Below are 25,561 nucleotides of genomic sequence, written 5' to 3'. Positions count from 1 at the left end.
AAACGTCCGCTTGAACGTCAGCGGTGCTGCGGGAACCCGAGGTTGACCCCGCCGTCCGCCGGGTCCGGCCAGCGCGTGGTGATCACCTTCCCGCGCGTGTAGAACCGCACCCCGTCGTTGCCGTAGATGTGGTGATCGCCGAACAGCGACTCCTTCCAGCCGCCGAAGGAGTGGTAGCCCACCGGCACCGGAATCGGCACGTTCACGCCCACCATCCCGGCCTCCACCTCCAGTTGGAAACGCCGCGCCGCGCCGCCGTCCCGGGTGAAGACCGCCGAACCGTTGCCCCAGCGCGAGGCGTTGATGAGCGTCACCGCCTCCTCGTAGGTCTCCGCCCGCACCACGCAGAGCACCGGGCCGAAGATCTCGTCGCGGTAGGCGTCCATCTCCGGCGTGACCCGGTCCAGCAGCGAGACGCCCAGGAAGAAGCCCCCCTCATGGCCCGGCACCGTGTACCCGGTGCCGTCCACCACCACCTCCGCGCCCTGCCCGGCCGCGCCGCGCACATAGCCCGCGACCCGGTTCCGGTGCTCCCCGGTGATCAACGGGCCCATCTCCGAGGCCGGATCGCCGCCCGGGCCCACCCGCACCCCGGCCGCGCGCTCGGCCAGCCGCGCCACCAGCGCGTCGCCCGTCGCCTCGCCCACCGTCACGACCACCGAGACGGCCATGCAGCGCTCGCCGGCCGAGCCGTAGGCGGCGCTGATCGCGCTGTCCGCCGCCAGGTCGAGATCGGCGTCGGGCAGCACCAGCATGTGGTTCTTGGCGCCGCCCAGCGCCTGGACGCGCTTGCCGTGCTCGACGGCACCCCGCTGGATCGCGCGGGCCACCGGCGTGGAGCCGACGAAGCTGACCGCCGTGACCTCGGGGTGTGCCAACAGCCGGTCCACGGTCGGCTTGTCGCCGTTGACGACGTTCAGCACGCCGTCCGGGAAGCCGGCCTCGGCGGCCAGTTCGGCCAGCTTCAGCGCGGCCGAGGGGTCCTTCTCGCTGGGCTTGAGCACAAACGTGTTCCCGCAGGCCACCGCCACCGGGAACATCCACAGCGGCACCATCGCCGGGAAGTTGAACGGGGTGATTCCGGCGACCACGCCCAGCGGCTGCCGGATTGAGGCCACATCCACCCCGGTGGAGACCTCGGTGGACAGCTCGCCCTTCAGCTTCTCCGGGATGGCGCAGGCCAGTTCGACGATCTCCAGGCCGCGAGCCACCTCGCCCAGCGCGTCCGCGTGCACCTTCCCGTGCTCGGCGGTGATCAGCCCGGCCAGCTCGGCCCGGTGCGCCACCAGCAGTTCGCGGTAGCGGAACAGCAGCGCCGCGCGCCGCGCCAGGGACGCCGTCCGCCAGGCCGGCGCCGCCCCGGCCGCCGCGGCGACCGCCCGGTCCACCTCCTCCGGCGAGGCCAGCGCGACGCGGCCGGCCTGTTCGCCGGTGGCCGGGTCCCACACCGGGCCGAACCGGCCGGAGGCGCCCGCCACGGGCTTGTTGTCGATGAAGTGCCCGATGGTCCTCATGCCGGTCCCTTCCCCTGCCGCCGCCGCGCTGATGCCGCTGCCGCCGATGTCACTGCCATGGGTGCCCCTTCTCTCACAGGTGCCGGCGGCGGGCGGCGGAGTGCCGCTCGTAATCCGCGCGGGCACGCGCAGCCGCCGGGCGGGCGGCGGTCGCCGCCACCGGCACGTCCCACCACGCCTCGGCGGGCGGAGCGGTGGTCGCCGGATCGGTCTCGACATAGACGCAGACCGGCCCGGTTTCCGCGCGCGCGGTGGCCAGCGCGGCGCGCAGCTCGCCGCAGGTCTCCGCGCGCAGCACCGTGACGCCCAGCGAGGCGGCGTTGGCGGCCAGGTCCACGGGCAGCGGGTCGCCGGTGTAGGACCCGTCCGGCGCCCGGAACCGGTAGGCGGTGCCGAACCGTTCGGCGCCGGTGGCCTCCGACAGCCCGCCGATCGAGGCGTAGCCGTGGTTCTGGACGAGTACCAGCTTGATCGGGGCACCCTCCTGCACCGCGGTGACCAGCTCGGTCGGCATCATCAGATAGGTGCCGTCCCCGACCAGCGCCCACACCGGGCGGCCGGGCTCGGCCAAGTGGACGCCGATGGCCGCGGGGATCTCGTACCCCATACAGGAATAGCCATATTCAAGGTGGTACTGGCGCGGCGACCGGGCCCGCCACAGCTTGTGCAGGTCGCCGGGGAGCGAGCCCGCCGCGTTGATGACGATGTCCTCGTCGCCGACGACCGCGTCCAGCGCGCCGATCACCTGGGTCTGGGTGGGCCGGTCACCGTCGTCGCGCGGGGTGAACGCGGCGGCGGTCACCTTGGCCCAACGCTCCCGGCCCGCCGCGTACTCGGCGGCGTACGCCGGGTCCACCCGGTGGCCCGCCAGGGCCGCCGTCAGCGCCTCCAGACCGGCGCGGGCGTCGGCCACCAGCGGCAGCGCGCCCATCTTGTGCGCGTCGGCGGGGGCGATGGTGAGGCCGACGAATCGCACGCCCGGCTCGGCGAACAGCGTGCCGGAGGCGGTGGTGAAGTCCGTCCAGCGGGTGCCCACGCCGATCACCAGGTCGGCGCGGCGGGCCAGTTCGTTCGCGACGGCCGTGCCGGTGTGGCCGATCCCGCCGACCTCGCAGGGGTGGTCGTGGCGCAGCGCGCCCTTGCCCGCCTGTGTGGTGGCCACCGGGATGCCGGTGGCGTCGGCCAGCGCGCGCAGCGCGTCGTCCGCCTCGCTGTGGTGCACCCCGCCGCCCGCGATCAGCAGCGGGCGCGCGGCGGCCCGCACCGCCTCGGCGACGGCGGCGAGCGCGGCGGCGTCCGGCGCGGGCCGCGGCACGCGCCACACGCGCGGCGCGAAGAACGCGGCCGGCCAGTCGTACGCCTCCGCCTGCACGTCCTGCGGCAGCGCGAGGGTGACCGCGCCGGTCTCCACCGGGTCGGCGAGCACCCGCATGGCGCCCAGCGCGGCGGGCACCAGCGCCTCCGGCCGGGTGATCCGGTCGAACCACCGGCTGACCGGCCGCAGCGTGTCGTTCACGGAGATGTCGCCCGCGCCCGGGTGTTCGAGCTGCTGGAGAACGGGGTCGGCGGGCCGGGTGGCGAACGTGTCGCCCGGCAGCAGCAGCACCGGCAGCCGGTTGATGGTGGCGAGCGCGGCGCCGGTGACCAGGTTGGTGGCGCCCGGGCCGATGGAGGTGGTGACGGCCTGGGCGGCGAGCCGGTTGCGCTGCCGGGCGAAGCCGACCGCCGCGTGCACCATGGCCTGCTCGTTCCGGCCCTGGTGGAAGGGGAGTTCGGCGTCGGGGCCGGTGCCGTGCTCGACCAGCGCCTGGCCGATCCCGGCGACGTTGCCGTGCCCGAAGATCCCCCAGCAGGAGTCGATGAGGCGCTGCTTCCGCCCGTCGCGTTCGGTGTACTGCCGGGCCAGGAAGCGCACCAGGGCCTGCGCCACGGTCAGATGGTGGGTGGTGTGCACGAACCCCTCCTGGGACATGGAGTGTTGTCAGGGCCGGGGGCCGACCGGCGGGGCGCCGTACAGCGGCAGCCGGGGGTCGGTCGGCTGGTCCGCCCAACTGCCTCTGATCCAGGCGTGGTCGGGGTGGTCGCTGATCAGCCAGGCGCGGTCGGCGCCGGGGCCGGCCATCACGTTGAGGTAGTACATGTCGTGCCCCGGCGCGGCGATGGACGGGCCGTGCCAGCCGTCCGGGATGAGCACCGCGTCGCCGGTGCGGACCTCGGCCAGCACGTCGGTGCCGGTGCCGTGCCCGGACGGCGTGACGCGCTGGTACCCGACGCCCTCGGCCGCCGGGTGGGCCGGGGCGCCGGCGATCTCGTAGTAGTAGATCTCCTCCAGCAGCGACTCCTCGCCCGGCAGGTCCTCGTCGTGCTTGTGCGGCGGGTAGGAGGACCAGTTGCCGCCGGGGGTGAGGACCTCGACCGCGATCAGCCGGCCGGCCTCGAAGGCGTCGGCGGCGGCGAAGTTGTTGACCTGCCGGGAGCAGGCGCCCGCGCCGCGCAGTTCGACCCGCACCTGCTCGGCGGGCCCGTACCGGGCGGGCAGGCGGTCCCCGCAGCGGGCGCCGGCCAGGGCGAACCGGCCGCCGCCGCGGGAGGCGACGGTCACCTCGGCGTCGCGCGGCACGTAGGCGAAGTCGCTGATCCCGGCGAAGACGGACGGCCGGCCGCGCAGGGTGAACGTCTCGCCCTCCGCGGCCACGGCGCAGGAGCCGGCCAGGGGCAGCACGATCCACTCGCTGTCCCCGGTGGCGAACGTGTGCTCGCCGCCGGGGGCCAGCGGCAGCACCCGCAGCGAGGAGAACCCCCAGCCGGCGGACGCGGGCGAGATGTCCAGGGTGTACGGGCCGGCGGCGGCCGACCCGGCGGGCAGATGACGGCGCGCCGCTCGGGCGGGGCGCGTGGTTCGGCTGGTCAACGGGTCACATCCTCTAAAGCAGTCCTACGGCGGTGTCCACGGCCCGGGCCACGTCGCCGTCCGGGGGGTAGAGCAGCGAGCGGCCCACGACGAGCCCCTGCACGGTCGGCAGGCGCAGCGCCGCGCGCCACTTGGCGAAGGTGGCCTCCTGGTCGCCGCGCACCTCGCCGCCGAGCAGCACGGCCGGCAGCGTCGAGGCCGCCATCACCCGGGCCATGGCGGCCGGGTCCGCGGTGACCGGCACCTTCAGCCAGGTGTAGGCGGAGGTGCCGCCGAGCCCGGACGCTATGGCCAGCGAGGTGGCCACCGCCTCGGCGCTCAGGTCGCTGGTCACTTTCCCGTCCACCCTCCGGCAGATGAACGGCTCGACGAAGACGGGCAGTTGACGGCGGGCCATCTCGTCGATGGCGCGGGCGGTGGCGTGCAGGGTGGACAGCGAGCCGGTGTCGGCGTAGTCGATGCGCAGCAGCAGCTTGCCGGCGTCGAAGCGGAGCCGTTCGATGTCCTCGGGGCGGTGGCCGGTGAACCGGTCGTCGAGCTCGAACGCGGCGCCCGCCAGCCCGCCCCGGTTCATCGAGCCGACGACGACCTTCTCCTCCAGGGCGCCCAGCAGCAGCAGGTCGTCCAGGATGTCCGCGGTGGCCAGCACCCCGTCCACGCCGGGCCGGGACAGCGCGAGGGTGAGCCGTTCCAGCAGGTCCAGGCGGTCGGCCATGGCGAGCCGGTGGCCGCCGACGGCGAGCGCGCCGCGCGCCGGGTGGTCGGCGGCGACGATCAGCAGCCGCCCGCGGTCGCCCAGCAGCGGACGGCGGGCGCGCCGGGCCGCGGCCTCGGCGATCGCCTCGGGGTGCCGGGCGCGCACCGCGGCGAGTTCGACCGCGCGGATGTTCACTCTGTCGCCTCGGCGGCCAGCAGCGCGTCCACCTCGGCGGCGTACGGCATCGCGGCGGAGCAGGCGAGCCGGCCCGCGACCAGCGCGCCGGCCGCGTTCGCGAAGCGCGTCAGCCGCTCCGGCGGCCAGCCGGCCAGCAGCCCGTGGCACAGCGCGCCGCCGAACGCGTCGCCCGCGCCCAGGCCGTTGACCACCTCCACGTCGTGCGGCTCGACCTCGGTGGTGGTGCCGTCCCGGCGCATCGCCAGCACGCCCGCCGGGCCCCGCTTGACCACGGCCAGCTCCACCCCGGCGGCGAGCAGCGCCTCGGCGCAGGCGCGCGGCTCCCGCTCGCCGGTGGCGACCCCGCACTCGGCCACGTTCCCCACCGCGACGGTGGCGTGGGCGAGGGCGGCGCGGTAGAACGGGCGGGCGGCGGCCGGGTCGCCGCCGGGCCAGAACATCGGCCGCCAGTCCAGGTCGAAGACGGTGGCCACCTGTCCGTCCCGGCCGCCGGCGGCGCGCGCGGCCAGCGCGGTGAGCGTCGCGGTGCGGCTGGGCTCGGCGCACAGCCCGGTGCCGGTCATCCAGAACACCCGTGCGGCGGTGATGGCCGGCAGGTCCAACTCGTGCGGGTGGATGACCAGATCGGGCGCCTTGGGCAGCCGGTAGAAGTACAGCGGGAAGTCGTCCGGCGGGAAGATCTCGCAGAACGTCACGGGCGTGGGGTACGCGTCGACGTCCGTGACCCACCGGTCGTCCACGCCGAACTCGCGCAGCGCCTGATGGCAGTACTCGCCGAACGGGTCGCGCCCGGTGCGGGTGATGACGGCCGTGGCGCGGCCGAGCCGGGCCGCGGCGACGGCCACGTTGGTGGGGGAGCCGCCGAGGAACTTGCCGAACGTCTCGACGCGGGGCAGTGGTACGCCGGTCTGGAGCGGGTAGATGTCAACGCCGATACGTCCCATGGTGATGAGGTCCAACGGTCCGGCCATACCACCCAGGTGTAGGCCGGGCGGGAGCACCTGTCAATATATTGTCCTGACAAACTATTGACATGCTCAGCCGACCGGGAGTTTGCTGCGGGACAGGATCGGGCCCAGCTCTCACACCGCTCTCACACCGAAGTGAGGTACCGGAGGATGAACCGCCTCAACCGCTCCGCTCTCGCGGCCTTTTGCGCCACGGGGGTCCTGCTCATGGCCGGCTGTTCCAGCGACTCGGGCGGCAAGCGGGCCCAGGAGGAAGCCGAGGAGGCCGCCGCGGGCCGGGCCGACACTCCCCGGATGGAGGTCGCGCTCATCACGCACGGGGCGCCCGGCGACACGTTCTGGGACACCGTCCGCAAGGGCGCGGAGGCCGGGGCGGACAAGAGCAACGCGGAACTGATCTACTCCAGCGACCCCAGCGTCGCCGGGCAGGCCAATCTGATCCAGAACGCCATCGATCAGGACGTGGACGGCATAGCCATCTCGATGGCCAGTCCCGAGGGGCTCTCCGGCGCCGTCCGGCAGGCCCGGGAGGCGGGCATCCCGGTCGTCGGCATCAACTCCGGGATGGACGCCTGGCAGGACATGGACCTGCTGTCGTTCTTCGGCCAGGACGAGACGGTCGCGGGTGAGGCGTTCGGCGAACGGCTCAACGAACTCGGCGCGCGGCACAACATCTGCGTCATCCACGAGCAGGGCAACGTCGGCCACGAGGCGCGCTGCGCGGGCGTGGCCGCCACGTTCGAGGGCGAGACCGAGATCCTGTACGTCGAGGGCGCCGACATGCCCTCGGTGCGCTCCACCATCGAGGCCAAGCTGCGGCAGGACGACTCCATCGACTACGTGGTGGCGCTCGGCGCCCCGTTCGCCCTGACCGCGGTGGACTCCGTGGCCGACGCGGGCAGCGACGCCGCGATCGCCACGTTCGACCTCAACACCGAGATCGTGCCGGCCATCGAGGAGGGGCAGGTGCAGTTCGCGGTGGACCAACAGCCATATCTCCAGGGGTACTTGGCCATTGACGCGCTCTGGCTCTACCACAACAACGGGAACTTCAGCGGCGGCGGCGCCGAACCGGTCCTGACCGGACCGGCGTTCGTCGACCAGGAGAACATCGATACCGTCGCCGAGTTCGCCCGGAACGGCACCCGATGAGCGCCGCCACCGACACCGCCGGGGCGCCGCCCCGCCCGGCGAGCCCGCGCCGTTCGCTGTCGCGCCGCGTCCTGGCCCGGCCCGAGACGGGGACGCTGATCGGCGCGCTCGCCGTCTACGTGCTCTTCTACGCCGTCGCGCCCACCTTCCGGCAGTTGGACTCGCTGTCCACCGTGCTCTACCAGTCCTCCACGCTGGGCATCGTCGGGCTGGCGGTGGCGCTGCTGATGATCGGCGGCGAGTTCGACCTGTCGGCCGGCGTCGCCGTGACCTCCTCGGCGCTGACCGCCAGCATGGTCGCGTTCCAGTTCACGCTGAACGTGTGGTCCGGCGTGCTCGTCGCGCTCGTGCTGTCGCTGGCCATCGGCGCGTTCAACGGCATCCTGCTCGTGGTGACCAGACTGCCCAGCTTCCTGGTCACGCTGGGCACGTTCCTGATGCTTCAAGGTCTCAATCTGGCGCTCACCAAGGCCATTACGGGCAATGTCGCGACCGACTCGATCCGCGACATGGACGGTTTCGAGCAGGCGCGGGACGTCTTCGCCTCCACGATCAGCGTCGGCGACACCACCATCCGCGTCACCGTGCTGTGGTGGGCGGGCTTCGCCGTCCTGGCCACCTGGGTGCTGCTGCGCACCAAGTACGGCAACTGGATCTTCGCGGCGGGCGGCGGGCCGGAGAGCGCGCGGGCGGTCGGGGTGCCGGTGGCGTTCGTCAAGATCAGCCTGTTCACGCTGGTCGGCTTCGCGGCCTGGTTCGTCGGCATGCACCAGCTCTTCGCGTTCAACACGGTCCAGTCCGGCGAGGGAGTCGGCCGCGAGCTGCTCTACATCGCCGCCGCGGTGATCGGCGGCTGCCTGCTCACCGGCGGCTACGGCTCGATCGCCGGGCCCTTCATCGGCGCGTTCCTGTTCGGCATGGTCCAGCAGGGCATCGTCTACGCCGACTGGGACCCGGACTGGTTCATGTTCTTCCTCGGCGCGATGCTGCTGCTCGCCACGCTGCTGAACCTGTACGTCCGCAAGCAGGCCACCCGGAGGTGACGAGCGTGCCCGCGACCGCGACCCCCCTTGTCCGGCTCACCGGCGTCGGCAAGACCTACGGCAACATCCGCGCCCTGCACGGCGTCGACCTCGACGTCCGCCCAGCCGAGGTCAGTTGCGTCCTCGGCGACAACGGCGCCGGCAAGTCCACCCTCATCAAGATCATTTCGGGGGTGCACCGGCACACCGAGGGCGAACTGCGCATCGACGGCGAGCCCGTGCGGCTGTCGTCGCCCCGCGAGGCACTGGGCCGCGGCATAGCCGCCGTCTACCAGGACCTGGCCACCGTCACCCTGATGCCCGTCTGGCGGAACTTCTTCCTCGGCTCCGAACTCACCCGTGGACGCGGGCCGTTCCAGCGCCTGGACATCGCCCGGATGAAGGCCGTCGCCGACGCCGAACTGCGCGCGATGGGCATCGAGCTGGACGATCTCGACCAGCCCGTCGGCTCGCTCTCCGGCGGCCAGCGGCAGTCCGTGGCCATCGCCCGCGCCGTCCACTTCGGCGCCCGGGTGCTGATCCTGGACGAGCCCACCGCGGCGCTGGGCGTCAAACAGTCCGGCGTCGTCCTCAAGTACATCGCCGCCGCCCGGGAACGCGGCCTCGGCGTCGTCTTCATCACCCACAACCCGCACCACGCCTACCTGGTCGGCGACCACTTCACCGTGCTGCGGCTCGGCACCGTCGAGCTGAGCGCGGCCCGCGCCGACGTGACCCTGGAAGACCTGACGCTGCACATGGCCGGCGGCGCCGAACTCACCGCGCTCAAGCACGAACTGGCCCGCACCGCGGGCGTGGACACCAAGGCGCTCCCCGGAGAGGACGGTACGGAACGATGACCATCCGCGTTGGCTCGGCCCCCGATTCCTGGGGCGTGTGGTTCCCCGACGACCCGCGCCAGACCCCCTGGCACCGGTTCCTCGACGAGGTCGCCGAGGCCGGCTACTCCTGGATCGAGCTGGGCCCCTACGGCTATCTGCCCACCGACCCCGCGCGGCTGGGCGACGAACTGGCCCGCCGCGAGCTCCGGGTGTCCGCGGGCACCGTGTTCACCGCGCTGCACCGGGGGCCGGCCGTCTGGGACGCCACCTGGGCGCAGGTCGCCGACGTCGCCGCCCTCACCCGCGCCATGGGCGCCGGACACCTCGTCGTCATCCCCGAGTTCTGGCGCGACCCGGTCAGCGGCGAGGAGCTGGAGCCGGGGCGGCTGGGGCCCCAGCAGTTCGCGAACCTGGTCAGCGGCATGGAACGGCTCGGCCACCGGCTGCGCGAGGAGTTCGGGCTGCGCATGGTCGTCCACCCGCACGCCGACACCCACCTGCACGACGAGGAGAGCGTCACCCGCTTCCTGAACGCCACCGACGGCGACATCGTCAGCCTCTGCCTGGACACCGGGCACTACGCGTACTGCGGCGGCGACAGCGTCCGGCTGATCGAGACCTACGGCGAACGCATCGGCTATCTGCACCTCAAGCAGGTCGACCCCCGGATCCTGGCCGACGTGGTCGCCCAGCGGATCCCGTTCGGCCCGGCCGTCCGGCGCGGCGTCATGTGCGAACCGCCGAACGGCGTGCCCGAACTGCCGCCCGTCCTGGACGCCGCCCGGGGCCTGGGCGTCGAGCTGTTCGCCATCGTCGAACAGGACATGTACCCCTGTCCCCCCGACCAGCCGCTGCCCATCGCGAGCCGCACCCGCCGTTTCCTGGCGTCCTGCGGAGCCTGACAGCGAGCGGCCCGCAAGGAACCGCGCCAACGAGAAAGAAGGCACCATGACCACGCAGGCCCAACTCGGCGTGGCCGTCATCGGCATCGGGAAGATGGGCGCAGATCATGTCCGGCGGATCGACCGGGTGATCAGCGGCGCCCGCGTCGCCGCCGTCGCCGACACCGACCGCGAACGCGCCGAGAGCGCCGCCGCCGGAATCGCCGGCTGCACCGCGCACACCGACCCGGACGCGGCCATGGGCGCGCCCGGCGTGGACGCCGTTCTCATCGCCTCCCCGGGCCCCGCCCACGAGGAGACGCTGCTCGCCGCCCTCGACCGGGACCTGCCGGTGCTGTGCGAGAAGCCGCTGACGCCGGACACCGCCGGCGCCCTGCGCGTGCTGGAAGCCGAACGGAAGCTCGGCCACCGCCGCGTTCAAGTCGGCTTCATGCGCCGCTACGACGCCGAGTACCGCCAGCTCGCCCGGCTGCTGCGGGACCGCGAACTGGGCCGCCCGCTGCTCCTGCACTGCCGGCACCGCAACCTCTCGGTCCACCCGTACTTCACCAACGAGATGATGATCAGCGACTCGGTCTCCCACGAGTTCGACGCGGCCCGCTGGCTGCTGGGCGAGGAGATCGCGGCCGTCCGCGTGCTGCGCCCGGCGCCCAGCTCCCTGGCCCGCGAGGGGCTGAGCGACCCGCAACTGGTCATCTTCGAGACCGAGGGCGGCGTCCTGGTGGACGTCGAGATCTTCCTCAACACCGGCTTCGGCTACCAGGTGCAGGCCGAGGCCGTCTGCGAGCGCGGCACCGCCCGCATCGGGGACGAACACGCCCTGGTGACCAGCGCGGACGGCCGGTGGGGCGGCCGGATCGCGCCCGACTACATCGAGCGTTTCGCCGCCGCCTACGACCGCGAGGTGCAGGAGTGGGCCGACGCCGCGCGCCGCGGCGAGGTCACCGGGCCCGGCGTCTGGGACGGTTACGCCGCAGTGGCCGCCTGCGAGGCGGGCATCGAGGCCCAGCGGACCGGCCGCCGGGTGGCCGTGGAGATGATCGAACGGCCCAAGTACCCGGAACGATAGGTTGAACCGATGGACGTGAAGTTCAGCATCGACCGCACCAGCCCGGTGCCGCTGTACTTCCAGCTCTCCCAGCAGCTCGAAGCGGCCATCGAGCACGGCGAGTTGCTGCCCGGCACCCTCCTGGTCAACGAGATAGACCTGGCCGGCCGCCTCGGGCTGTCCCGGCCCACGGTGCGGCAGGCCATCCAGGCGCTGGTGGACAAGGGCCTGCTGGTGCGCCGGCGCGGCGTCGGCACCCAGGTGGTGCACAGCCAGGTCCGGCGGCCCCTGGAACTGAGCAGTCTCTACGACGACTTGGCGGCCGCCGGGCAGCGCCCGGCGACCCGCGTCCTGGACATCACGGCGGTGCCGGCCCCGGCCGAGGTCGCCGGTGCCCTCGGGGTCGCGGAGGGCACCGAGGTCCACCGGATCGAACGGCTCCGGCTCACCCATGGCGCCCCGCTGGCCTATCTGCGCAACTACCTGCCGGCCGGCCGCCGGCCGCCGGCCCGGGCCGACCTGGAGGCCACCGGCCTGTACCGGCTGATGCGCGCGGCCGGCACGACCCTGCACAGCGCCCGGCAGTCCATCGGCGCCCGGGCCGCCACCCCCGGGGAGGCCGAGCTCCTGGACGAGTCGCCGGGCGCCCCGCTGCTGAGCATGCATCGCACCGCGTTCGACGACTCGGGCCGCCCGGTCGAGTACGGCACCCACCTTTACCGGGCCTCCCGCTACACCTTCGAACTCCAGCTTTTGATCCGTTCATGAACCCACATGAACGGGCATGAACGCCGGTCGGCAGTCGTGTTGCGGATGGCCCGGATCCGTTGACCGGTCCCCGGGCGGGCGGCAGAGTCGGTGGCGCAGCGGCCGTGTGCCCGAGTGGTTGAGGGGCTTGCCTGCAAAGCGAGTTACGCCGGTTCGATTCCGGTCACGGCCTCAAGTCACCGCTCACCGCGACCTGGTCACGTTGATGTCGGAGAACGCGGCCGGCCCGGGCCGGGAAACGAGCCGTTCGGTGGTCGATTGCGGCATGCGCATTGCCCATTCCTTCCTTCCGTACTGCTTCAGCCTCGTCCCCAGACGGAGAAGGTAAGGCGCGCGACGGGGACCGGCCAAAGTGCACGGCGCCCAATTCCGGGACCGAAGCGTGCACGGTGCACGGTCGGGACGGCCCCGGGCCGGGCGCCCGCGCCCCTGCCCCCACACGCCCCTTCCGTGTCACGCTGTGCTCATGTCACAGCGCATCCGCCCGCGCCTTCCGCGCGCCCTGACGGCCCTCACGGCCGCGGCCCTGCTCGCCCTCATGGCCGCCGGCTGCTCCGACGACTCCGGGGACGACGGGGAGGAATCCGAGGAGTCCGCTCCGCCCGAGCAGTCCACGCGGGACCAGCCGCCCGCCGCCGACATCGACCCGGAGGCCGCCGCCGCGCTGGAGGAGTCCGTACGCGCCTACACCGAGGCGTTCTTCGCCCCGGACGCGGAGACCGCCTATGGCCTCATCTCCGAACGCTGCCAGGGCGCGATCGAGCTGGAGGCCTACGCCGAACAGCTCGACCAGGCCGCCGCGGACCATGGCGGGCTCGCCGTCGAGAGCTTCGTGGTGGAGCAGATGGAGGGCGAACTCGCCCGCGTCACCTACACCGTGGGAGTGCCGGAGTTCGACGAACGGCTGGCGGGGCAGCCCTGGCGCCTCCAGGGCGACACCTGGGTCTTCGACGCCTGCTGACGAGGACGGGTCGGGCGGCGCGCCGGGCTACTCCCGGCGGCCGGATCACGTGGACAGTAGGCCCGTCGTCCGGGCCCGGACGACGGCCTCGGCGGCGCCGTCGTCGCGTCCGTCAGATTCATTTGACGTCCCCCTCCCCGCGTTGAAGCACCGGGGATTCTCCGTCTGCTGGTGGTCCCGTTGTATCAGGGCTACCGGCTCCGGGTGGGTTCCTGTTTCCTCCCCACGCGGGGTGGGGGTTGTGCGTGCTGCCGGGCTGCTGCCTGGTCTTATGCGCGCTCCGCAGGCGTTTACCGCCGCCGTTACCGGCGTCGGGCCTCCCGTCCGGAGGTGGGTGGTTCTGTCGTTTCGGCTGTGAGGATGCGGCGGCCTTCGAGGCGGACGTTCCGTCCAGCGTTCCAGTCCCGGTCATGCCGTGTTGCGCAGTCCGGGCAGGTCCAGGTGCGCACGTGCAGCGGCTTGGGGCCGTCGCGGAAGCCGCAGGCGGAACATGTCTGGGAACTCGGGAAATTGCGGGCGACCTTTGCGAAGGATCGGCCGCGCCGGATCGCCTTGTACTCACAGAACATCAGGAACTGTGCCCATCCCGCATCGTGCACGCTCTTGGCCAGCCGGGTTCGCGCCAGTCCACGGACGTTCAGGGTCTCGGTGAAGACGGCTTGGTTCTCGCTCGTCAGCTTGTGGGACCACTGGTGATGGAAGTTGCGACGGCTGTCGGCGACCCTGGCATGCGCGCGGGCGACCCGGAGGCGGGCCTTCTCCCGGTTGTTCGATCCCTTCTGCTTGCGTGACAGCTCCCGCTGCCGCTTCTTCAGCTTCGTCTCCGCCCGGCGCAGGTACTTCGGACTGGCGATGTGTGACCCATCGGCGAGGACCGCGAAGCGGGTCAGGCCCAGGTCGATGCCCTGGTCACCGTCCACGGGCGGAAGTGCGTCATTGGCGGGGTCGGTCTCCACGACGAAGCTGACGAAGTACCGGCCGGACCGATCCTTGATCAGCGTCGCCGATGTCGGGCCGGAGGGAAGATCCCTGGTCCACTTCACCCGCGCATCCCCGATCTTCGGTAGGCGCAGGCGCCCGTTGTCGAGGATCGCGAACCGGTCGGATCGGGTGTAGCGGGCCGACTGTCGGCTGTCCCGCTTAGACTTGAAGCGCGGAGGCCCGACCCTGGGGCCCTTGCGCTTGCCCGTCTTGGAGTCCTCGTGCGCCCTCCACGCGGCGTCCAGGTCCCGCAGGGTTTGCTGCATCACACCGACCGGGCAGTGGGTCAAGAACGCCCGCTCAGCGGTCCTCTTCGCCTGCGTGATCAGCGTCCTGGACAAGTCCGCATTCTTCGGCACGTACTGGTATGGGCCTTGGGCGAGCCGGTTCTTGGGGTTACCCAGCAGCTTGTTCGATGCCTTCACCGACTTCTGCCGGGCCAGGGCATCGTTCCAGACCACGCGTCGGCACCCGAACACCCTGGCCGCGCTGATGCGCTGGCCGGGCGTCAGAGTGACGCGGTACTGGTAACGAAGCTGCATGCGAACACCCTACGTACGTTGGTTATGGCTGAGGGTATGGATGTCCGCGCGGGCAGACACTGTCAGAGCGGGTCAGCCCCATCCGCAGCGTCACCACGAAGAATCATCACTGTGGGAGCAGTCTTAAGAACCCATTTTCCGCCGGTCTGACAGGAGGCCGGTACTCACTGACAAGACGCTGGTGGCCGGTCACGGCCATGGTCGCCATCGGTCGAACAGGCTATCTCCCGCTGCCCGTTGCGGACCGGAATCCCGCCCGGGCCGCCCGCCACCGGTCGCCGGTCCCGGGGGCGGGGGCGGGGGAGTGCCGCGGCAGTGGCCGGGCGCTGCCGGAGGCCGGCGACCTGGCCGCCGAGGACACCGGCCAGCACCAGCACCAGCCCGGCCACCTGCCAGCCGCCCAGTGTCTGGCCCAGCACCAGCAGCCCGGCCAGCGTGGCCACGATCGGGTTGGTCAGGCCGAGGAACGCCACCGACGAGGCCGGCAGCCGCTCTATGCCGCGGAACCACAGCGCGTAGGCCAGGGCGGTGCCCACCAGTCCGAGATACGCGTAGCCCACGAGGTGGCCCGGGCCGAGCGCGGGCGGCGGGCCCTCGGCGGCGAGCGCCAGCGGGGCGAGCACCAGCCCGCCGGCCGTCAACTGCCAGCCGGTGAGCGTCAGCAGCGAGACGCCCGCCGGCCGCCCCCAGCGCTTGGCCAGGACCACGGCGAACGCCATCAGCGCGGTGGCCAGCAGCATCGCCGCCACCCCGCCGGGATCCATCGACGCGCCGCCCCGCAGCACCAGCAGCGCAACCCCGGCCAGGCCCACCAGCCCGGCCAGCAGCGTGGCCGCCGACGGCCGCACCTTGAGCACGCCGATGCCGAACGCCGCCACCAGCAGCGGGCTCACCGCGCCGATCGTGGCGGCGACGCCGCCCGGCAGGTGGTAGGCGCCGTAGAAGAGCAGCGGGAAGAACGCCCCGAAGTTGAGCAGGCCGAGGACGGCGGCGCGCCACCACCACGCGCCCCGGGGCAGCCGCCGGGTGACGGCCATCAGCAGCAGCCCGGCGGGCAGGGCGCGCAGCGCGGCGGCCAGCAACGGGCGGTCGGGCGGCAGCAGCTCGGTGGTCGTCACATACGTCGTGCCCCAGGTGGCCGGGCCGACGGCGGCGAGCGCGGCGGTCGCCCAGGGGCGCGCGAACACGCTGGACTCGGACATCTCTCAGCCCTCGCTATCTCAGTGCTGGTCTTCTCAATGTTGAGACAAGTGTGCGGGTAGAATCCCGAGAACGTCAAGTATCTGAATGTTGAGACGAATCTCGAGGCGAATGGCCGGAGGGGTGCGCATGGGCACGGGCGAGACCGACGCCGTCGACGAGCTGCGCGGGCAGTGGGCGCGCGAGCGCCCCGATCTGGGGGGCCTGGACGCCATGGCCCTGGTCGGCCGGATCAACCGCGCGTCCCATCTGCTGGCCAGGGGAATGAAGTCCGTGTTCGCCCAATTCGACCTGGAGCAGCCGGAGTTCGACGTGCTCGCCACCCTGCGCCGGTCCGGCGCCCCGTACGAGCTGACCCCCGGCGGGCTGCTGAAGTCCGCGATGGTCACCTCCGGCGCCATCACCAACCGGCTGGACAAGCTGGAGCGCAAGGGCCTCATCGAGCGCCGCCCGGACCTCGGCGACCGCCGCGCCGTGCGGGTCCGGCTCACCCCGGCCGGCCTGGAGCTGATCGACCGCGTCGTCGTCGTGCACATCGCCAACGAGGAGCGCATGCTGGCCGCCCTCGGTGAGGGGGACCGGCGGGCCCTGGACACGGCGCTGCGCCGCCTGCTCATCGCGCTGGGCGACACGCACCTGGGGGGCCGCTGACCCGATTCCGATCAATCGTCAAAGATTTGCAAAGCGGGGGGCTTTCGGCTCTTCCGGAGCCGCTCTTACGCTAAGCGCGTGGGTGACAGTGACCAGGTGGATGAGCTGATCGCGTCATGGAAGGCCGAGCTCCCCGAGGCGCTCGGCCCGGCAACGGAGTTGGTCAAGCGCGTCATGTCGCTCGCGGCCGAGATGGCGGCGGTCACCCGGCGCGAGCTGCCGGCGTTCGACCTCACCCCGGCCGAGTTCGACGTGCTGGTGACGCTGCGCCGCATCGGCCCGCCCTACCGCCTGCGGCCCAACGAGCTCAGCGGCGCCGTGCTGCTGTCCAGCGGCGGCACGAGCAACATCATCAACCGGCTGGGCGCCCGCTGCCTGGTGCGCCGCCTGGAGGCCCCGGGCGACGGGCGCGGCGCGCTGATCGAGCTGACGGACGGCGGCCGGGCGCTCGCCGAGCGGGCCGTGCTGGCCGAGGCCGCGGCCCAGGAGAAGCTGTTCGCCGGCCTGCCGCCGGAGCTGGTGGCGCGGGCCACCGAGGCGCTGCGCGCGGTCGGCGCCACCCTCCGCCGCTGCTGACTCCCCGGCCGCACCGGGGAGTTGGGCCGAAGCCCGTTCCGGCGCCGATCCGGTCGCAGGGCTTTACGACTGTCCGCTCCTCGGGTAACTGTCCTGCATCGTCTCAACGAGGAGATGGCTGATGCGGGAGCTCACCAGGCGTGCCACGGCGCTGGCCGGAGCCGTGGGAACGGGACTCGTCCTCGCGGCGTGCGGGGGGTCCGGTTCCGACGGGGACGGCGGCGCGATCGAGCTGACGATCTCCGCCAACGCGGCGACCGGCGGAAAGAACACCGAGGAGGCCGAGTGGATCGAGGAGTGGGTCATCCCCGCCTTCGAGGCGGAGCAGCGTGACCGGGGCGTTGAGGTCGACGTCTCCTTCGAGCCCAGCGGCGTCGACGACGAGCAGTTCAAGACCCGGCTGGCGCTCGACCTCCAGGCCGGCGCCGGACCGGACATCCTGACGCTGGACGGCATCTGGGTGGGGGAGTTCGCCCAGGCCGGGTACATCGAGCCGCTGCCGGACACCGACTGGGACGGCTGGTCGCAGATCCCCGAGGCCGTGCAGCAACTGGCCGCGTTCGAGGACCAGTTGTACGGGATCCCGTGGGGCACCGACGGGCGCGTGCTCTTCTACAACAAGGAGTTGTTCGCCGAGGCCGGGCTGCCCGCCGACTGGCAGCCGACGAGCTGGGCGGAGATCACCGAGGCCGCCGAGGCGCTCGCCGGACTCGACGGCGTGACGCCCATCCAGCTCAACGCGGGCACCGCGATGGGCGAAGCCACCACCATGCAGGGGCTGTTGCCGCTGCTGGCGGGCGCCGGCGAGGAGATCCACGACGGCGAGGAGTGGACGGGCGCGAGCGCCGGCCTCACCGAAGCCCTCGCGTTCTACGAGGAGATCTACGGCGGCGGGCTGGGCGATCCGGTGCTCCAGGAGGAGGCGCAGGGCCGGGACAAGTCGTTCGAGCGGTTCGCCGCCGGGGAGATCGGCATCCTGGTGGAGGGCGACTACTTCTGGCGCAGCGTCATCAACCCCGACGGCGGCACCGCCCCCATGGACAACCGCGACGAGGCCGTCGGCTGGGCGCTGATCCCGGCCGCCGAGCCCGGGGCGGGCGTCGGCGGCCAGGACTTCGTCAGCATGTCGGGCGGCAGCGTCCGCGTGGTGAACCCGGCGAGCGACCACGCCGATGTGGCGTACGAGCTGCTGACGTTCATGAACTCCGCCGAGGCCATCACCGCCGCCGTGGAGGGCGACGCCCGGATCACCGCGCGCACCGATGTCAACGACCAGGTGCTGGCGGGCGATCCGCTGCTGTCATTCATCGCCGAGGAGGTGCTGCCGCTGACCACCTTCCGGCCGCCGCTGGCCGAATACCCGCAGGTGTCCGTGCTGTTGCAGGAGGCCACGGCCGCCGTCGCCGCCGGCGACAGCAGCCCGGAGGAGGCCGCGGCCGACTACGCGGAGGGACTCGGGGAGGTCGCGGGCGGTGCCGGCTGACGCCGCGGGGCTCGGGCGGGGGCGGGCCGCGGCGTTCGTCGCGCCGGCGCTGCTGCTGATCGCAGGCTTCCTGGTCTTCCCCGCCCTGTGGACCCTCTACCTCGGCATGACCGACTACCGGCTGACCGGGCTGGCCGCGGCCGACCCGCAGTTCGTCGGCCTGGACAACGTCGAACGGGCCCTGGACGAGGAGAGTTTCACCCACTCGCTGGGGCTGACGCTCCAGTTCGTCGTCGGGTCCGCCGTCCTCGGGCAGGCCGTCCTCGGCTTCGCCATCGCCTGGCTGCTGCGCGAGCGCACCGGCCTGCTGCGCCGCCTCGTCGAGGCGCTGGTGCTGCTGGCCTGGATCCTGCCCGGCTCGGTGGTGGCGTTCCTGTGGATCGCCCTGCTGGACCGGGACGACGGCACGCTCAACGCGCTGCTGGGCACCGGGGGCACCGCCTGGCTGGTGGAGCACCCGATGGCCTCGATCATCGTCTTCAACATCTGGCGCGGCACCGCGTTCTCGATGATGCTCTACGCCGCCGCGCTGGGCACCGTGTCGCCGACGCAACTGGAGACCGCCCGGCTGGCCGGGGCCTCCGGCTGGCAGCAGTTGCGGGACGTGGTGTTCCCCGCGATCCGCGGGCACGTCCTCACCAATCTGCTGCTGATCAGCCTGTGGACGTTCAATGACTTCACCCCGTTCCTGCTGACCAACGGCGGCCCCGGCGACGAGACGGAGATCATGCCCGTCTTCATCTACAAGACGGCGCTCTTCGGCGGCGAACTCGGTTACGGCGCCGCCCTGTCGGTGCTCATGCTGCTGGTCAATCTGGTGATCGCCCTGGTGTACGTGCGGCTGCTGCGCGCGCGCCGGGAGCGGCCGGAGGTGACGCTGCCATGACCCCAACGACCGGCGTGGGGGCCGCCGTTCGCGTCATCGTCCGCTACACCTTCGTCTGTCTGCTGCTGGGCTTCTTCGCGCTGCCGCTGCTGTGGCTGGCGTTCGCGCCGTTCGACCGGGAGCCCGCCACCGCCGCCGCGCTGCCCCAGTTCACCCTGGACAACTTCCGGGAGCTGCTGGACAACGACAACGCCCTGCGTTCGCTGCGGAATTCGGTGCTGCTGGCGGCCGGCACCGGCGGCATCGTCGTGGCGCTGGCCGCGTTCGCCGCGTACGCGCTCAGCCGGGTGCGGCTGCCCGGGCGCGACGGGCTGCTGTACGCGCTGCTGCTGCTGTCCTCCATCGTCACCGGCACCGCCGCGATGGTCCCGCTGTTCAACCTGGCGTACGAGCTGAAGCTCATCGACTCCCAACTGGGCGTCATCCTCGTCCTGTCCGGCGGGCTGCTGCCCAGCGCCATCTTCATCCTGAAGGACTTCACCGACACCACCCCGCGCTCCTACGAGGAGTCCGCCCGCGTCTTCGGCGCCTCACCGTTCCAGATCGTGCGGCACCTGGTGATCCCGCTGATCCGGCCCGGCCTGGCCACCGTCGGCGTGTGGTCGGTGGCGCAGGTCTGGGGGAACTTCCTGATCCCGTTCCTGCTGCTGCGCTCGCCGGAGAAGTCCCCGGCGGCGGTCGTGATGTACACGTTCTACACCGAGGGCGGACAGCCCGACCTCGCGCTGATCTCCACCTTCTCCCTGCTGTACTCCCTGCCGGTCGTGGTGATGTTCCTGTTCGTCTCCTCCCGGTACGGCTTCCGGTTCCACGGAGGGATCAAGCACTGATGGCAGCGATCGAACTGACCCGGCTCTCCAAGCTCTACCCGGGCGGCGTCAAGGCGCTGGACGCCGTGGATCTGGCCATCGCCGACGGGGAGTTCTTCGCCCTGCTCGGCCCCTCCGGCTGCGGCAAGACCACCCTGCTGCGCACCATCGCCGGGCTGGAGGAGGCCACCGGCGGCGCGGTGCGCATCGGCGGGGCGGACGTCACGGAGCTGCCGCCGGGGCGGCGGGACATCGCGATGGTCTTCCAGGACTATGCGCTCTTCCCGCACATGTCCGTCTCCGACAACATCGCCTACCCGTTGCGCATCAAGAAGGTGCCCGGCGGCGAGCGGCGCGCGAAGGCGGCCGAGACCGCCGCCGCGCTGGGGCTGGACGGCTTCCTGGCGCGCCGCCCCGGCCAGCTCTCCGGCGGGCAGCAGCAACGGGTCGCGCTGGCCCGGGCGATGGCCTGCCACCCCCGCGCGTTCCTGCTGGACGAGCCGCTGTCCAACCTGGACGCGCGCATGCGGCTGGAGGCGCGGACGTTCCTCAAGCGGCTCCAGCGGGAGCTGAAGGTCACCTGCGTCTTCGTCACCCACGACCAGGCGGAGGCGCTGGCGCTGGCCGACCGGATCGCCGTCCTGGAGGACGGGCGGGTGCGCCAGGTCGGCACGCCGGCCGAGGTGTTCACCCGCCCCGCCAACACGTTCGTCGCCTCGTTCATCGGCTCCACCCCCATGAACCTGCTGGACGGCGTCGTGCGCGGCGACGGCCGGGTCGCCGTGGGCGGCGTGCCGGTGCCCGGCGGCCCGGGCACCGGCGGCGTCACCGAGGGCGAGAAGGTGGTCTACGGCGTGCGGCCGGAGTACCTGGGCTGGGGCACCAAGGCGGCCGACGGCGCGCTGACCGGCCGCGTCACCGTCGTGGAGAACCTGGGCAGCGCCCAACTGGTCACCCTGGACGGCCCGGCCGGGCCCGTGCAGGTCGTCGTCGACGAGGACACCGAGGTGCCGCTGGGCACCACGGGCTTCGCCACGCCCCGGCCGGACCGCGTGCTGCTCTACCGGGACGGCGAGCTGGTGTCCTGAACGGCGGCGGCCCGGTGCACCCGGCCGCGCAGCGTCAGCAGCACACCCGCGCACACCGCGGACAGCAGCGAGCCGATCAGCACGGCGACCTTCACGTGCTCCTCCAGGTGCGGCACGCCGGTGAAGGCCAGCTCGGCGATCAGCAGCGACACGGTGAAGCCGATGCCCGCGAGCATCGCCGCGCCGAACATGTCCGGCCAGGTCAGCGCCGGGTTCAGCCGCGCCTTGGTGAAACGGGCCGCCAGGAACGTCGCGCCGAAGACGCCGATGACCTTCCCGGCGAACAGGCCGAGCACCACGCCCAGCGCCTCCGGCTCGGTCACCATGTCGCCGAAGGTGTCCGGGGACACCTCCACCCCGGCGGCGAACAGCGCGAACAGCGGCACCGCGAGCCCCGCGGAGTACGGGTGGACCAGGTGCTCGACACGCTCGGCCGGCGACTGCTTCTCCAGCGGCCCGGCGGTGGTGCGCAGCAGCATGCCGATCGCCACGCCCGCGATGGTGGCGTGCACGCCGCTGTTGTACATCAGGCCCCAGATCAGCAGGGCGAGCGGCACATAGATGTACCAGCCGGTGACGCCGCGGCGGTGCAGCACGTAGAAGAGGGCCAGGCCCGCCAGCGCGCCGAGCAGCGCGAGCAGATTCAGGTCGGAGGTGAAGAAGATCGCGATGACGATGATCGCGATCAGGTCGTCCACGATCGCCAGGGTGAGCAGGAACGTGCGCAGCGCGCTGGGCAGATGGCGGCCGACAACGGCCAGCACACCCAGCGCGAACGCGATGTCCGTGGCCATCGGCACCGCCCAGCCACCGGTGTCCCCGTCGCCGGCCACCGCGACGGCCACATAGATCAGCGCGGGCACGACCATGCCGCCGACGGCGGCTACGACCGGCAGGACGGCGGCGGCCGGGCGGCGCAGCTCGCCGACCACCAGCTCACGTTTCAGCTCGATGCCGGCGATGAAGAAGAAGATCGCCAGCAGCCCGTCGGACGCCCAGTGGCCGACCGACAGCTCCAGGCCCAGGGCGGGGATGTCGAGGTGGTGGTCGCGCAGCGAGAAGTAGTCCTCGGCGAGCGGGGAGTTGGCCAGCCCGAGGGCGAGGGCCGCCGCGATCAGCAGCATCAGCCCGCCGGAGACCTCCAGCCGCAGGAACTCCGCGAGCGACCGGCGGTCGCGCTCCTCTTCGGCGTGGGAGTCCCGGGCGGCGCGGAACGGCGGCAGGGCGGGGGGCTGCGTCATGGCGGCCTTTCGGTCGGAAACAGACATAGACGTACGTTGCCGACCAGACTTCCCGGCGCACCAGGGGCATCGCGCGGGTACACGCTTACGCCCTCTTAACACCGTACCCGCAAACCGGTCGTTTGTTCAGACCGCCTTCCCCGGGCCCCTCGCGCGCATCAGCTCAGCTCGGTGAACGCCTCCACCGCCTCGGTCCGCCCGGTCACGATGATCACGTCGCCCGGCGCCACCACGGTCTCGGCGGTCGCGTGTGTGAAGTCCTGGCCCGGCCGCTTGATGCCGACGACCGTCACGCCGTGCTTGGTGCGCACCGCGCTCACGCCCAGCGGAACGCCGGTGGCCACCTCCGGGGCGACCGTCTTGACCAGCGCGTAGTCGTCGTCGAACTCGATGAAGTCCAGCATCCGCCCGGTCACCAGGTGGGCCACCCGCTCACCCATCTCGTGCTCGGGCAGCACCACGTGGTGGGCGCCCAGCCGCTCCAGGATCTTGCCGTGCTGGCGGCTGATCGCCTTGGCCCAGATGTTGGGGACCGAGTCGTCCAGGAGGTTGGAGGTCACCAGGATGCTGGCCTCGATGTCCGTGCCGATGGCCACGACCACGCTGGGGAACTCGTGCACGCCGAGCTGCCGCAGCACCTCGATGTCGGTGCAGTCGGCCACCGCGACATGGGTGAGCGTCTCGCTGTGCCGCTGCACCAGGCGCTCGTCCTCGTCCACGCCGAGCACCTCCCAGCCGCGCCGCATCAGCTCCCCGGCCAGCGAGCTCCCGAAGCGGCCCAGGCCGATGACGGCGACCCGCTGGTCCCCGGTGTGCTGCTGGGCGTAGGTGTGCGCCAGCCGTTTGCCGCGCCGCCGGCGCAGCGAGTGCAGGTAGGTATTCATCGCTATCCAATGATGGGTCGTTCTTCGGGAAGCTGGTAACGGCGCCGCCTCTCGCGCAGCGCGAGCGCGGAGACCAGGGTGATCGGCCCGACCCTGCCGATGAACATCAGCATGATCAGGATCAGCTCGGCCGCCGCCGGGAGGTCATAGGTGAGGCCCGCCGACAGGCCCACCGTGCCGAAGGCCGACACCGTCTCGAACAGCACGAGGTCGGCGCGCGCGTCGACCATCGCCAGCAGCGCGATGCTGGAGGCCATCACCAGGCCGACGCCCAGCAGCGCCACCGTGAGGGCCTGCCGCAGCACATGCGGGGCGAGCTTGCGCCCGAAGATGCCGGAGGAGGGCTCTCCGCGCACCTCCGCCAGAATCGCCACGCCCAGCACCGCGAACGTGGTGACCTTGATGCCGCCCGCGGTGCCCCCGCTGCCGCCGCCGATGAACATCAGCGCACAGGTGCCCAGCAGCGTCGCGGGCTCCATCGCGGCGATGTCGGTGGCGTTGAACCCGGCGGTGCGGCTCATCGCGGAGTGGAAGAACGCGCCGAGCGCCTTCCCGCCCACGCCCAGCGGGCCGAGTGTGCCCCGGTTGGACCACTCCAGCAGCAGGGTCATCGCGGTGCCCGCGACCAGCAGCACGGCCGTGGTGAGGAGGGTGAGCTTCAGATGCAGCGACCAGCCCACCCGCCCGGTGGTCCGGCGCCGCGAGCGGTGCCGCAGCAGCTCGATGATCACCGGGAAGCCGATGCCGCCCAGGATCACCGCTCCGGCGACCGGCAGCATCACCCACGGGTCCTCGGCGTAGCCGACGAGACTGTCCGCGTACAGGCCGAACCCCGCGTTGTTGAACGCCGACACCGCGTGGAAGACCCCGTAGTACAGCGACCGGTCGAACGGCTCGCCGCGCCCGAGGAACAGCCGCAGGGTCAGGATTGTGGCGGTGACCGCCTCCACCGTCAGGGTGATCAGCGCAACCCGGCGCAGCACGGACCGCACGTCGCCGATGCCGCTGCTCTTCGTCTCGGCCTGGAGGCTCAGCGTCATCCGCAGCCGCAGCTTGCCCGCCATCAGCAGCGCGAGCAGCGACGCCAGCGCCATGATCCCGAAACCGCCGACCTGGATCAGGGCCAGGATCACGCCCTCGCCGAACCCGGACCAGTACGTGCCGGTGTCCACCACGACCAGGCCCGTCACGCACACCGCCGAGGTGGCGGTGAACAGAGCGGTCAGCAACGGAGCCGACGTGCCGTCCGTCGTGGCGACGGGCAGCGCCAGCAGGGTGGTGCCGATGACCACGGTGATGCCGAAGGCAATGGCCACCATGCGCGCCGGGTGGGTGTGGAACACCATCCGGCGCAGCGGTGCGGGGAGGTGCGCCACGTCGTTCGCCGTTCCGTGCGGGGGGCCGACAACCGGGTCACCCTAACGCGGTCATGGTGCCGAGCAGGGGTTTCTTAACGCGGTCCTGGCACGTCATGTCGGTGCGCCGGAACCAACGGGCCCGGCGGCGCGTGAGGTACTACGACGGCCGGCGTGTTCACCAGGGGTGGGGCATGAGAGAGTTCTTCACGACCGCTGCGCAGTTTCCCGCGGTGGTCTTCACCCTTCCGCTCGCCGTCGTCCTGCTCTATTGGATCTTCTCCATCCTCTTCGGGGTGGGCGCCTCCGTCGCCGACACCGCCGAGCCGGGGGAGCCCGGCGGCGTCGCGGGCGCGCTGGCCCTGGCCGGCCTCGGCGGCGTGCCCGCCGCAATCCCGGTGTCGCTGGTGATCGCGGTCGGGTGGTTCGTCGCGATGACCGGCACCGAACTGCTCGACGCCGGCTGGCAGCGCGCCGCCGCACTGCCGGCCGCCCTGCTGGGCGGCTGGTGCGGCGCCCGGCTCGTGGTGCTGCCGCTGCGGCGCGCGTTCCCCGCCGAGCAGGGCGTCTACCACCAGGACTTCGTGGGCCGGGTGTGCGTCATCCGCACCGGCCGGGTGGCCCACGACTTCGGCCAGGCAGAGATCACCGCCGACGACGGCGGCACCTCGATCATCCAGGTCCGGGCCGAGGGCCCGGAGGCCGCCGAGCTCACCGCCGGGCGGCGCGCGCTGATCTTCGGCTACGAGTCCGACGGCGCGTACTTCTGGGTGGCGCCCTACGATTCCGGGGACTTGGGCCCCGGGGAGAACCGGGCGCTCACCTGACAGCGTCCTTTCACCTGCCGTCCACGCCACACGACCGTGACCTTCACGAGGGGGG

Annotated in this window: 24 protein-coding genes and 1 tRNA gene; 15 read left to right on the top strand and 10 right to left on the bottom strand. The window is 72.2% G+C overall.

Annotated features, from left to right (window positions below; translation table 11 throughout):
* Positions 1-17: 17 nt before the first annotated feature.
* From RM590_RS09955 to iolC, 5 genes are all read right to left on the bottom strand, one after another.
* Complete coding sequence (locus RM590_RS09955; protein ID WP_311704068.1) at positions 18-1,514, bottom strand: CoA-acylating methylmalonate-semialdehyde dehydrogenase; 1,497 nt, start codon at positions 1,512-1,514, stop codon at positions 18-20.
* Between the two features lie 73 nt (positions 1,515-1,587).
* Positions 1,588-3,468 (bottom strand): 3D-(3,5/4)-trihydroxycyclohexane-1,2-dione acylhydrolase (decyclizing), encoded by a 1,881-nt coding sequence (iolD, locus tag RM590_RS09950; RefSeq protein WP_311704067.1) that lies wholly within the window; start codon positions 3,466-3,468, stop codon positions 1,588-1,590.
* A gap of 27 nt (positions 3,469-3,495) precedes the next feature.
* Positions 3,496-4,425, bottom strand: coding sequence for a 5-deoxy-glucuronate isomerase (gene iolB / locus RM590_RS09945; protein ID WP_311704066.1), 930 nt, complete (start codon positions 4,423-4,425; stop codon positions 3,496-3,498).
* A gap of 13 nt (positions 4,426-4,438) precedes the next feature.
* Positions 4,439-5,317: a Cgl0159 family (beta/alpha)8-fold protein gene (locus tag RM590_RS09940; protein ID WP_311704065.1), complete on the bottom strand. Its 879-nt coding sequence runs from the start codon at positions 5,315-5,317 to the stop codon at positions 4,439-4,441.
* The gene (gene iolC, locus RM590_RS09935) at positions 5,314-6,291 is read right to left on the bottom strand and encodes a 5-dehydro-2-deoxygluconokinase (protein ID WP_311704064.1); all 978 of its coding nucleotides are present in this window, start codon (positions 6,289-6,291) and stop codon (positions 5,314-5,316) included. The genes RM590_RS09940 and iolC overlap by 4 nt, the downstream gene beginning before the upstream one ends.
* Positions 6,292-6,438: 147 nt before the next feature.
* On the opposite strand from iolC, the gene RM590_RS09930 reads away from it, so the two are divergent.
* The 8 genes from RM590_RS09930 (at position 6,439) to RM590_RS09895 (ending at position 12,983) form a co-directional block, all read left to right on the top strand.
* Positions 6,439-7,440 carry a substrate-binding domain-containing protein gene (locus RM590_RS09930; RefSeq protein WP_311704063.1) on the top strand — a complete coding sequence of 334 codons (1,002 nt, stop codon included), beginning with the start codon at positions 6,439-6,441 and terminating at the stop codon, positions 7,438-7,440.
* Positions 7,437-8,483: an ABC transporter permease gene (locus RM590_RS09925; protein ID WP_311704062.1), complete on the top strand. Its 1,047-nt coding sequence runs from the start codon at positions 7,437-7,439 to the stop codon at positions 8,481-8,483. The genes RM590_RS09930 and RM590_RS09925 overlap by 4 nt, the downstream gene beginning before the upstream one ends.
* Positions 8,480-9,322: an ATP-binding cassette domain-containing protein gene (locus tag RM590_RS09920; protein WP_394813836.1), complete on the top strand. Its 843-nt coding sequence runs from the start codon at positions 8,480-8,482 to the stop codon at positions 9,320-9,322. Before RM590_RS09925 ends, RM590_RS09920 begins: the two co-directional genes overlap by 4 nt.
* A complete protein-coding gene (locus RM590_RS09915) occupies positions 9,319-10,206 on the top strand; it encodes a sugar phosphate isomerase/epimerase family protein (protein ID WP_311704060.1) in 888 nt (295 codons plus the stop codon). Before RM590_RS09920 ends, RM590_RS09915 begins: the two co-directional genes overlap by 4 nt.
* A 46-nt stretch (positions 10,207-10,252) precedes the next feature.
* A complete protein-coding gene (locus RM590_RS09910) occupies positions 10,253-11,275 on the top strand; it encodes a Gfo/Idh/MocA family protein (protein ID WP_311704059.1) in 1,023 nt (340 codons plus the stop codon).
* A gap of 9 nt (positions 11,276-11,284) precedes the next feature.
* Positions 11,285-12,022: a GntR family transcriptional regulator gene (locus RM590_RS09905; protein WP_311704058.1), complete on the top strand. Its 738-nt coding sequence runs from the start codon at positions 11,285-11,287 to the stop codon at positions 12,020-12,022.
* A 100-nt stretch (positions 12,023-12,122) separates the two neighbouring features.
* Positions 12,123-12,194, top strand: a tRNA-Cys gene (locus RM590_RS09900).
* Positions 12,195-12,488: 294 nt separating this feature from the next.
* On the top strand, positions 12,489-12,983 hold the full coding sequence (locus tag RM590_RS09895; protein WP_311704057.1) for a hypothetical protein: 495 nt from the start codon (positions 12,489-12,491) through the stop codon (positions 12,981-12,983).
* Positions 12,984-13,285: 302 nt separating this feature from the next.
* Here RM590_RS09895 and RM590_RS09890 read toward each other — a convergent pair whose 3' ends face one another.
* Both RM590_RS09890 and RM590_RS09885 read right to left on the bottom strand, forming a co-directional pair.
* Complete coding sequence (locus tag RM590_RS09890; RefSeq protein ID WP_311704056.1) at positions 13,286-14,506, bottom strand: RNA-guided endonuclease InsQ/TnpB family protein; 1,221 nt, start codon at positions 14,504-14,506, stop codon at positions 13,286-13,288.
* Between the two features lie 164 nt (positions 14,507-14,670).
* Entirely contained in the window at positions 14,671-15,708 is a 1,038-nt protein-coding gene (locus RM590_RS09885) for an EamA family transporter (RefSeq protein WP_311704055.1), read from the bottom strand.
* A 127-nt stretch (positions 15,709-15,835) separates the two neighbouring features.
* On the opposite strand from RM590_RS09885, the gene RM590_RS09880 reads away from it, so the two are divergent.
* From RM590_RS09880 to RM590_RS09855, 6 genes are all read left to right on the top strand, one after another.
* Positions 15,836-16,357, top strand: a complete 522-nt coding sequence (locus RM590_RS09880) for a MarR family winged helix-turn-helix transcriptional regulator (RefSeq protein WP_311704054.1) — start codon at positions 15,836-15,838, stop codon at positions 16,355-16,357.
* Between the two features lie 78 nt (positions 16,358-16,435).
* Entirely contained in the window at positions 16,436-16,933 is a 498-nt protein-coding gene (locus RM590_RS09875) for a MarR family winged helix-turn-helix transcriptional regulator (RefSeq protein ID WP_311704053.1), read from the top strand.
* Positions 16,934-17,054: 121 nt separating this feature from the next.
* Positions 17,055-18,416: an extracellular solute-binding protein gene (locus RM590_RS09870; RefSeq protein ID WP_311704052.1), complete on the top strand. Its 1,362-nt coding sequence runs from the start codon at positions 17,055-17,057 to the stop codon at positions 18,414-18,416.
* Complete coding sequence (locus tag RM590_RS09865; protein ID WP_311704051.1) at positions 18,406-19,302, top strand: carbohydrate ABC transporter permease; 897 nt, start codon at positions 18,406-18,408, stop codon at positions 19,300-19,302. Before RM590_RS09870 ends, RM590_RS09865 begins: the two co-directional genes overlap by 11 nt.
* Positions 19,299-20,132, top strand: a complete 834-nt coding sequence (locus tag RM590_RS09860) for a carbohydrate ABC transporter permease (protein WP_311704050.1) — start codon at positions 19,299-19,301, stop codon at positions 20,130-20,132. The genes RM590_RS09865 and RM590_RS09860 overlap by 4 nt, the downstream gene beginning before the upstream one ends.
* Positions 20,132-21,199 carry an ABC transporter ATP-binding protein gene (locus RM590_RS09855; protein ID WP_311704049.1) on the top strand — a complete coding sequence of 356 codons (1,068 nt, stop codon included), beginning with the start codon at positions 20,132-20,134 and terminating at the stop codon, positions 21,197-21,199. The genes RM590_RS09860 and RM590_RS09855 overlap by 1 nt, the downstream gene beginning before the upstream one ends.
* Here RM590_RS09855 and nhaA read toward each other — a convergent pair.
* The 3 genes from nhaA to RM590_RS09840 form a co-directional block, all read right to left on the bottom strand.
* Complete coding sequence (gene nhaA, locus RM590_RS09850) at positions 21,172-22,440, bottom strand: Na+/H+ antiporter NhaA (protein WP_311704048.1); 1,269 nt, start codon at positions 22,438-22,440, stop codon at positions 21,172-21,174. The genes RM590_RS09855 and nhaA overlap by 28 nt on opposite strands.
* 158 nt (positions 22,441-22,598) lie before the next feature.
* Positions 22,599-23,324: a potassium channel family protein gene (locus RM590_RS09845; protein ID WP_311704047.1), complete on the bottom strand. Its 726-nt coding sequence runs from the start codon at positions 23,322-23,324 to the stop codon at positions 22,599-22,601.
* Between the two features lie 2 nt (positions 23,325-23,326).
* The gene (locus RM590_RS09840; protein WP_311704046.1) at positions 23,327-24,700 is read right to left on the bottom strand and encodes a TrkH family potassium uptake protein; all 1,374 of its coding nucleotides are present in this window, start codon (positions 24,698-24,700) and stop codon (positions 23,327-23,329) included.
* A 173-nt stretch (positions 24,701-24,873) separates the two neighbouring features.
* On the opposite strand from RM590_RS09840, the gene RM590_RS09835 reads away from it, so the two are divergent.
* The gene (locus RM590_RS09835; RefSeq protein ID WP_311704045.1) at positions 24,874-25,506 is read left to right on the top strand and encodes a hypothetical protein; all 633 of its coding nucleotides are present in this window, start codon (positions 24,874-24,876) and stop codon (positions 25,504-25,506) included.
* The last annotated feature ends 55 nt before the right edge of the window (positions 25,507-25,561 follow it).

The organism is Streptomyces litchfieldiae (genome assembly GCF_031845365.1).
GTDB lineage: Bacteria > Actinomycetota > Actinomycetes > Streptomycetales > Streptomycetaceae > Streptomyces > Streptomyces litchfieldiae.
This window is presented reverse-complemented; position numbering and strand designations above follow the sequence as displayed.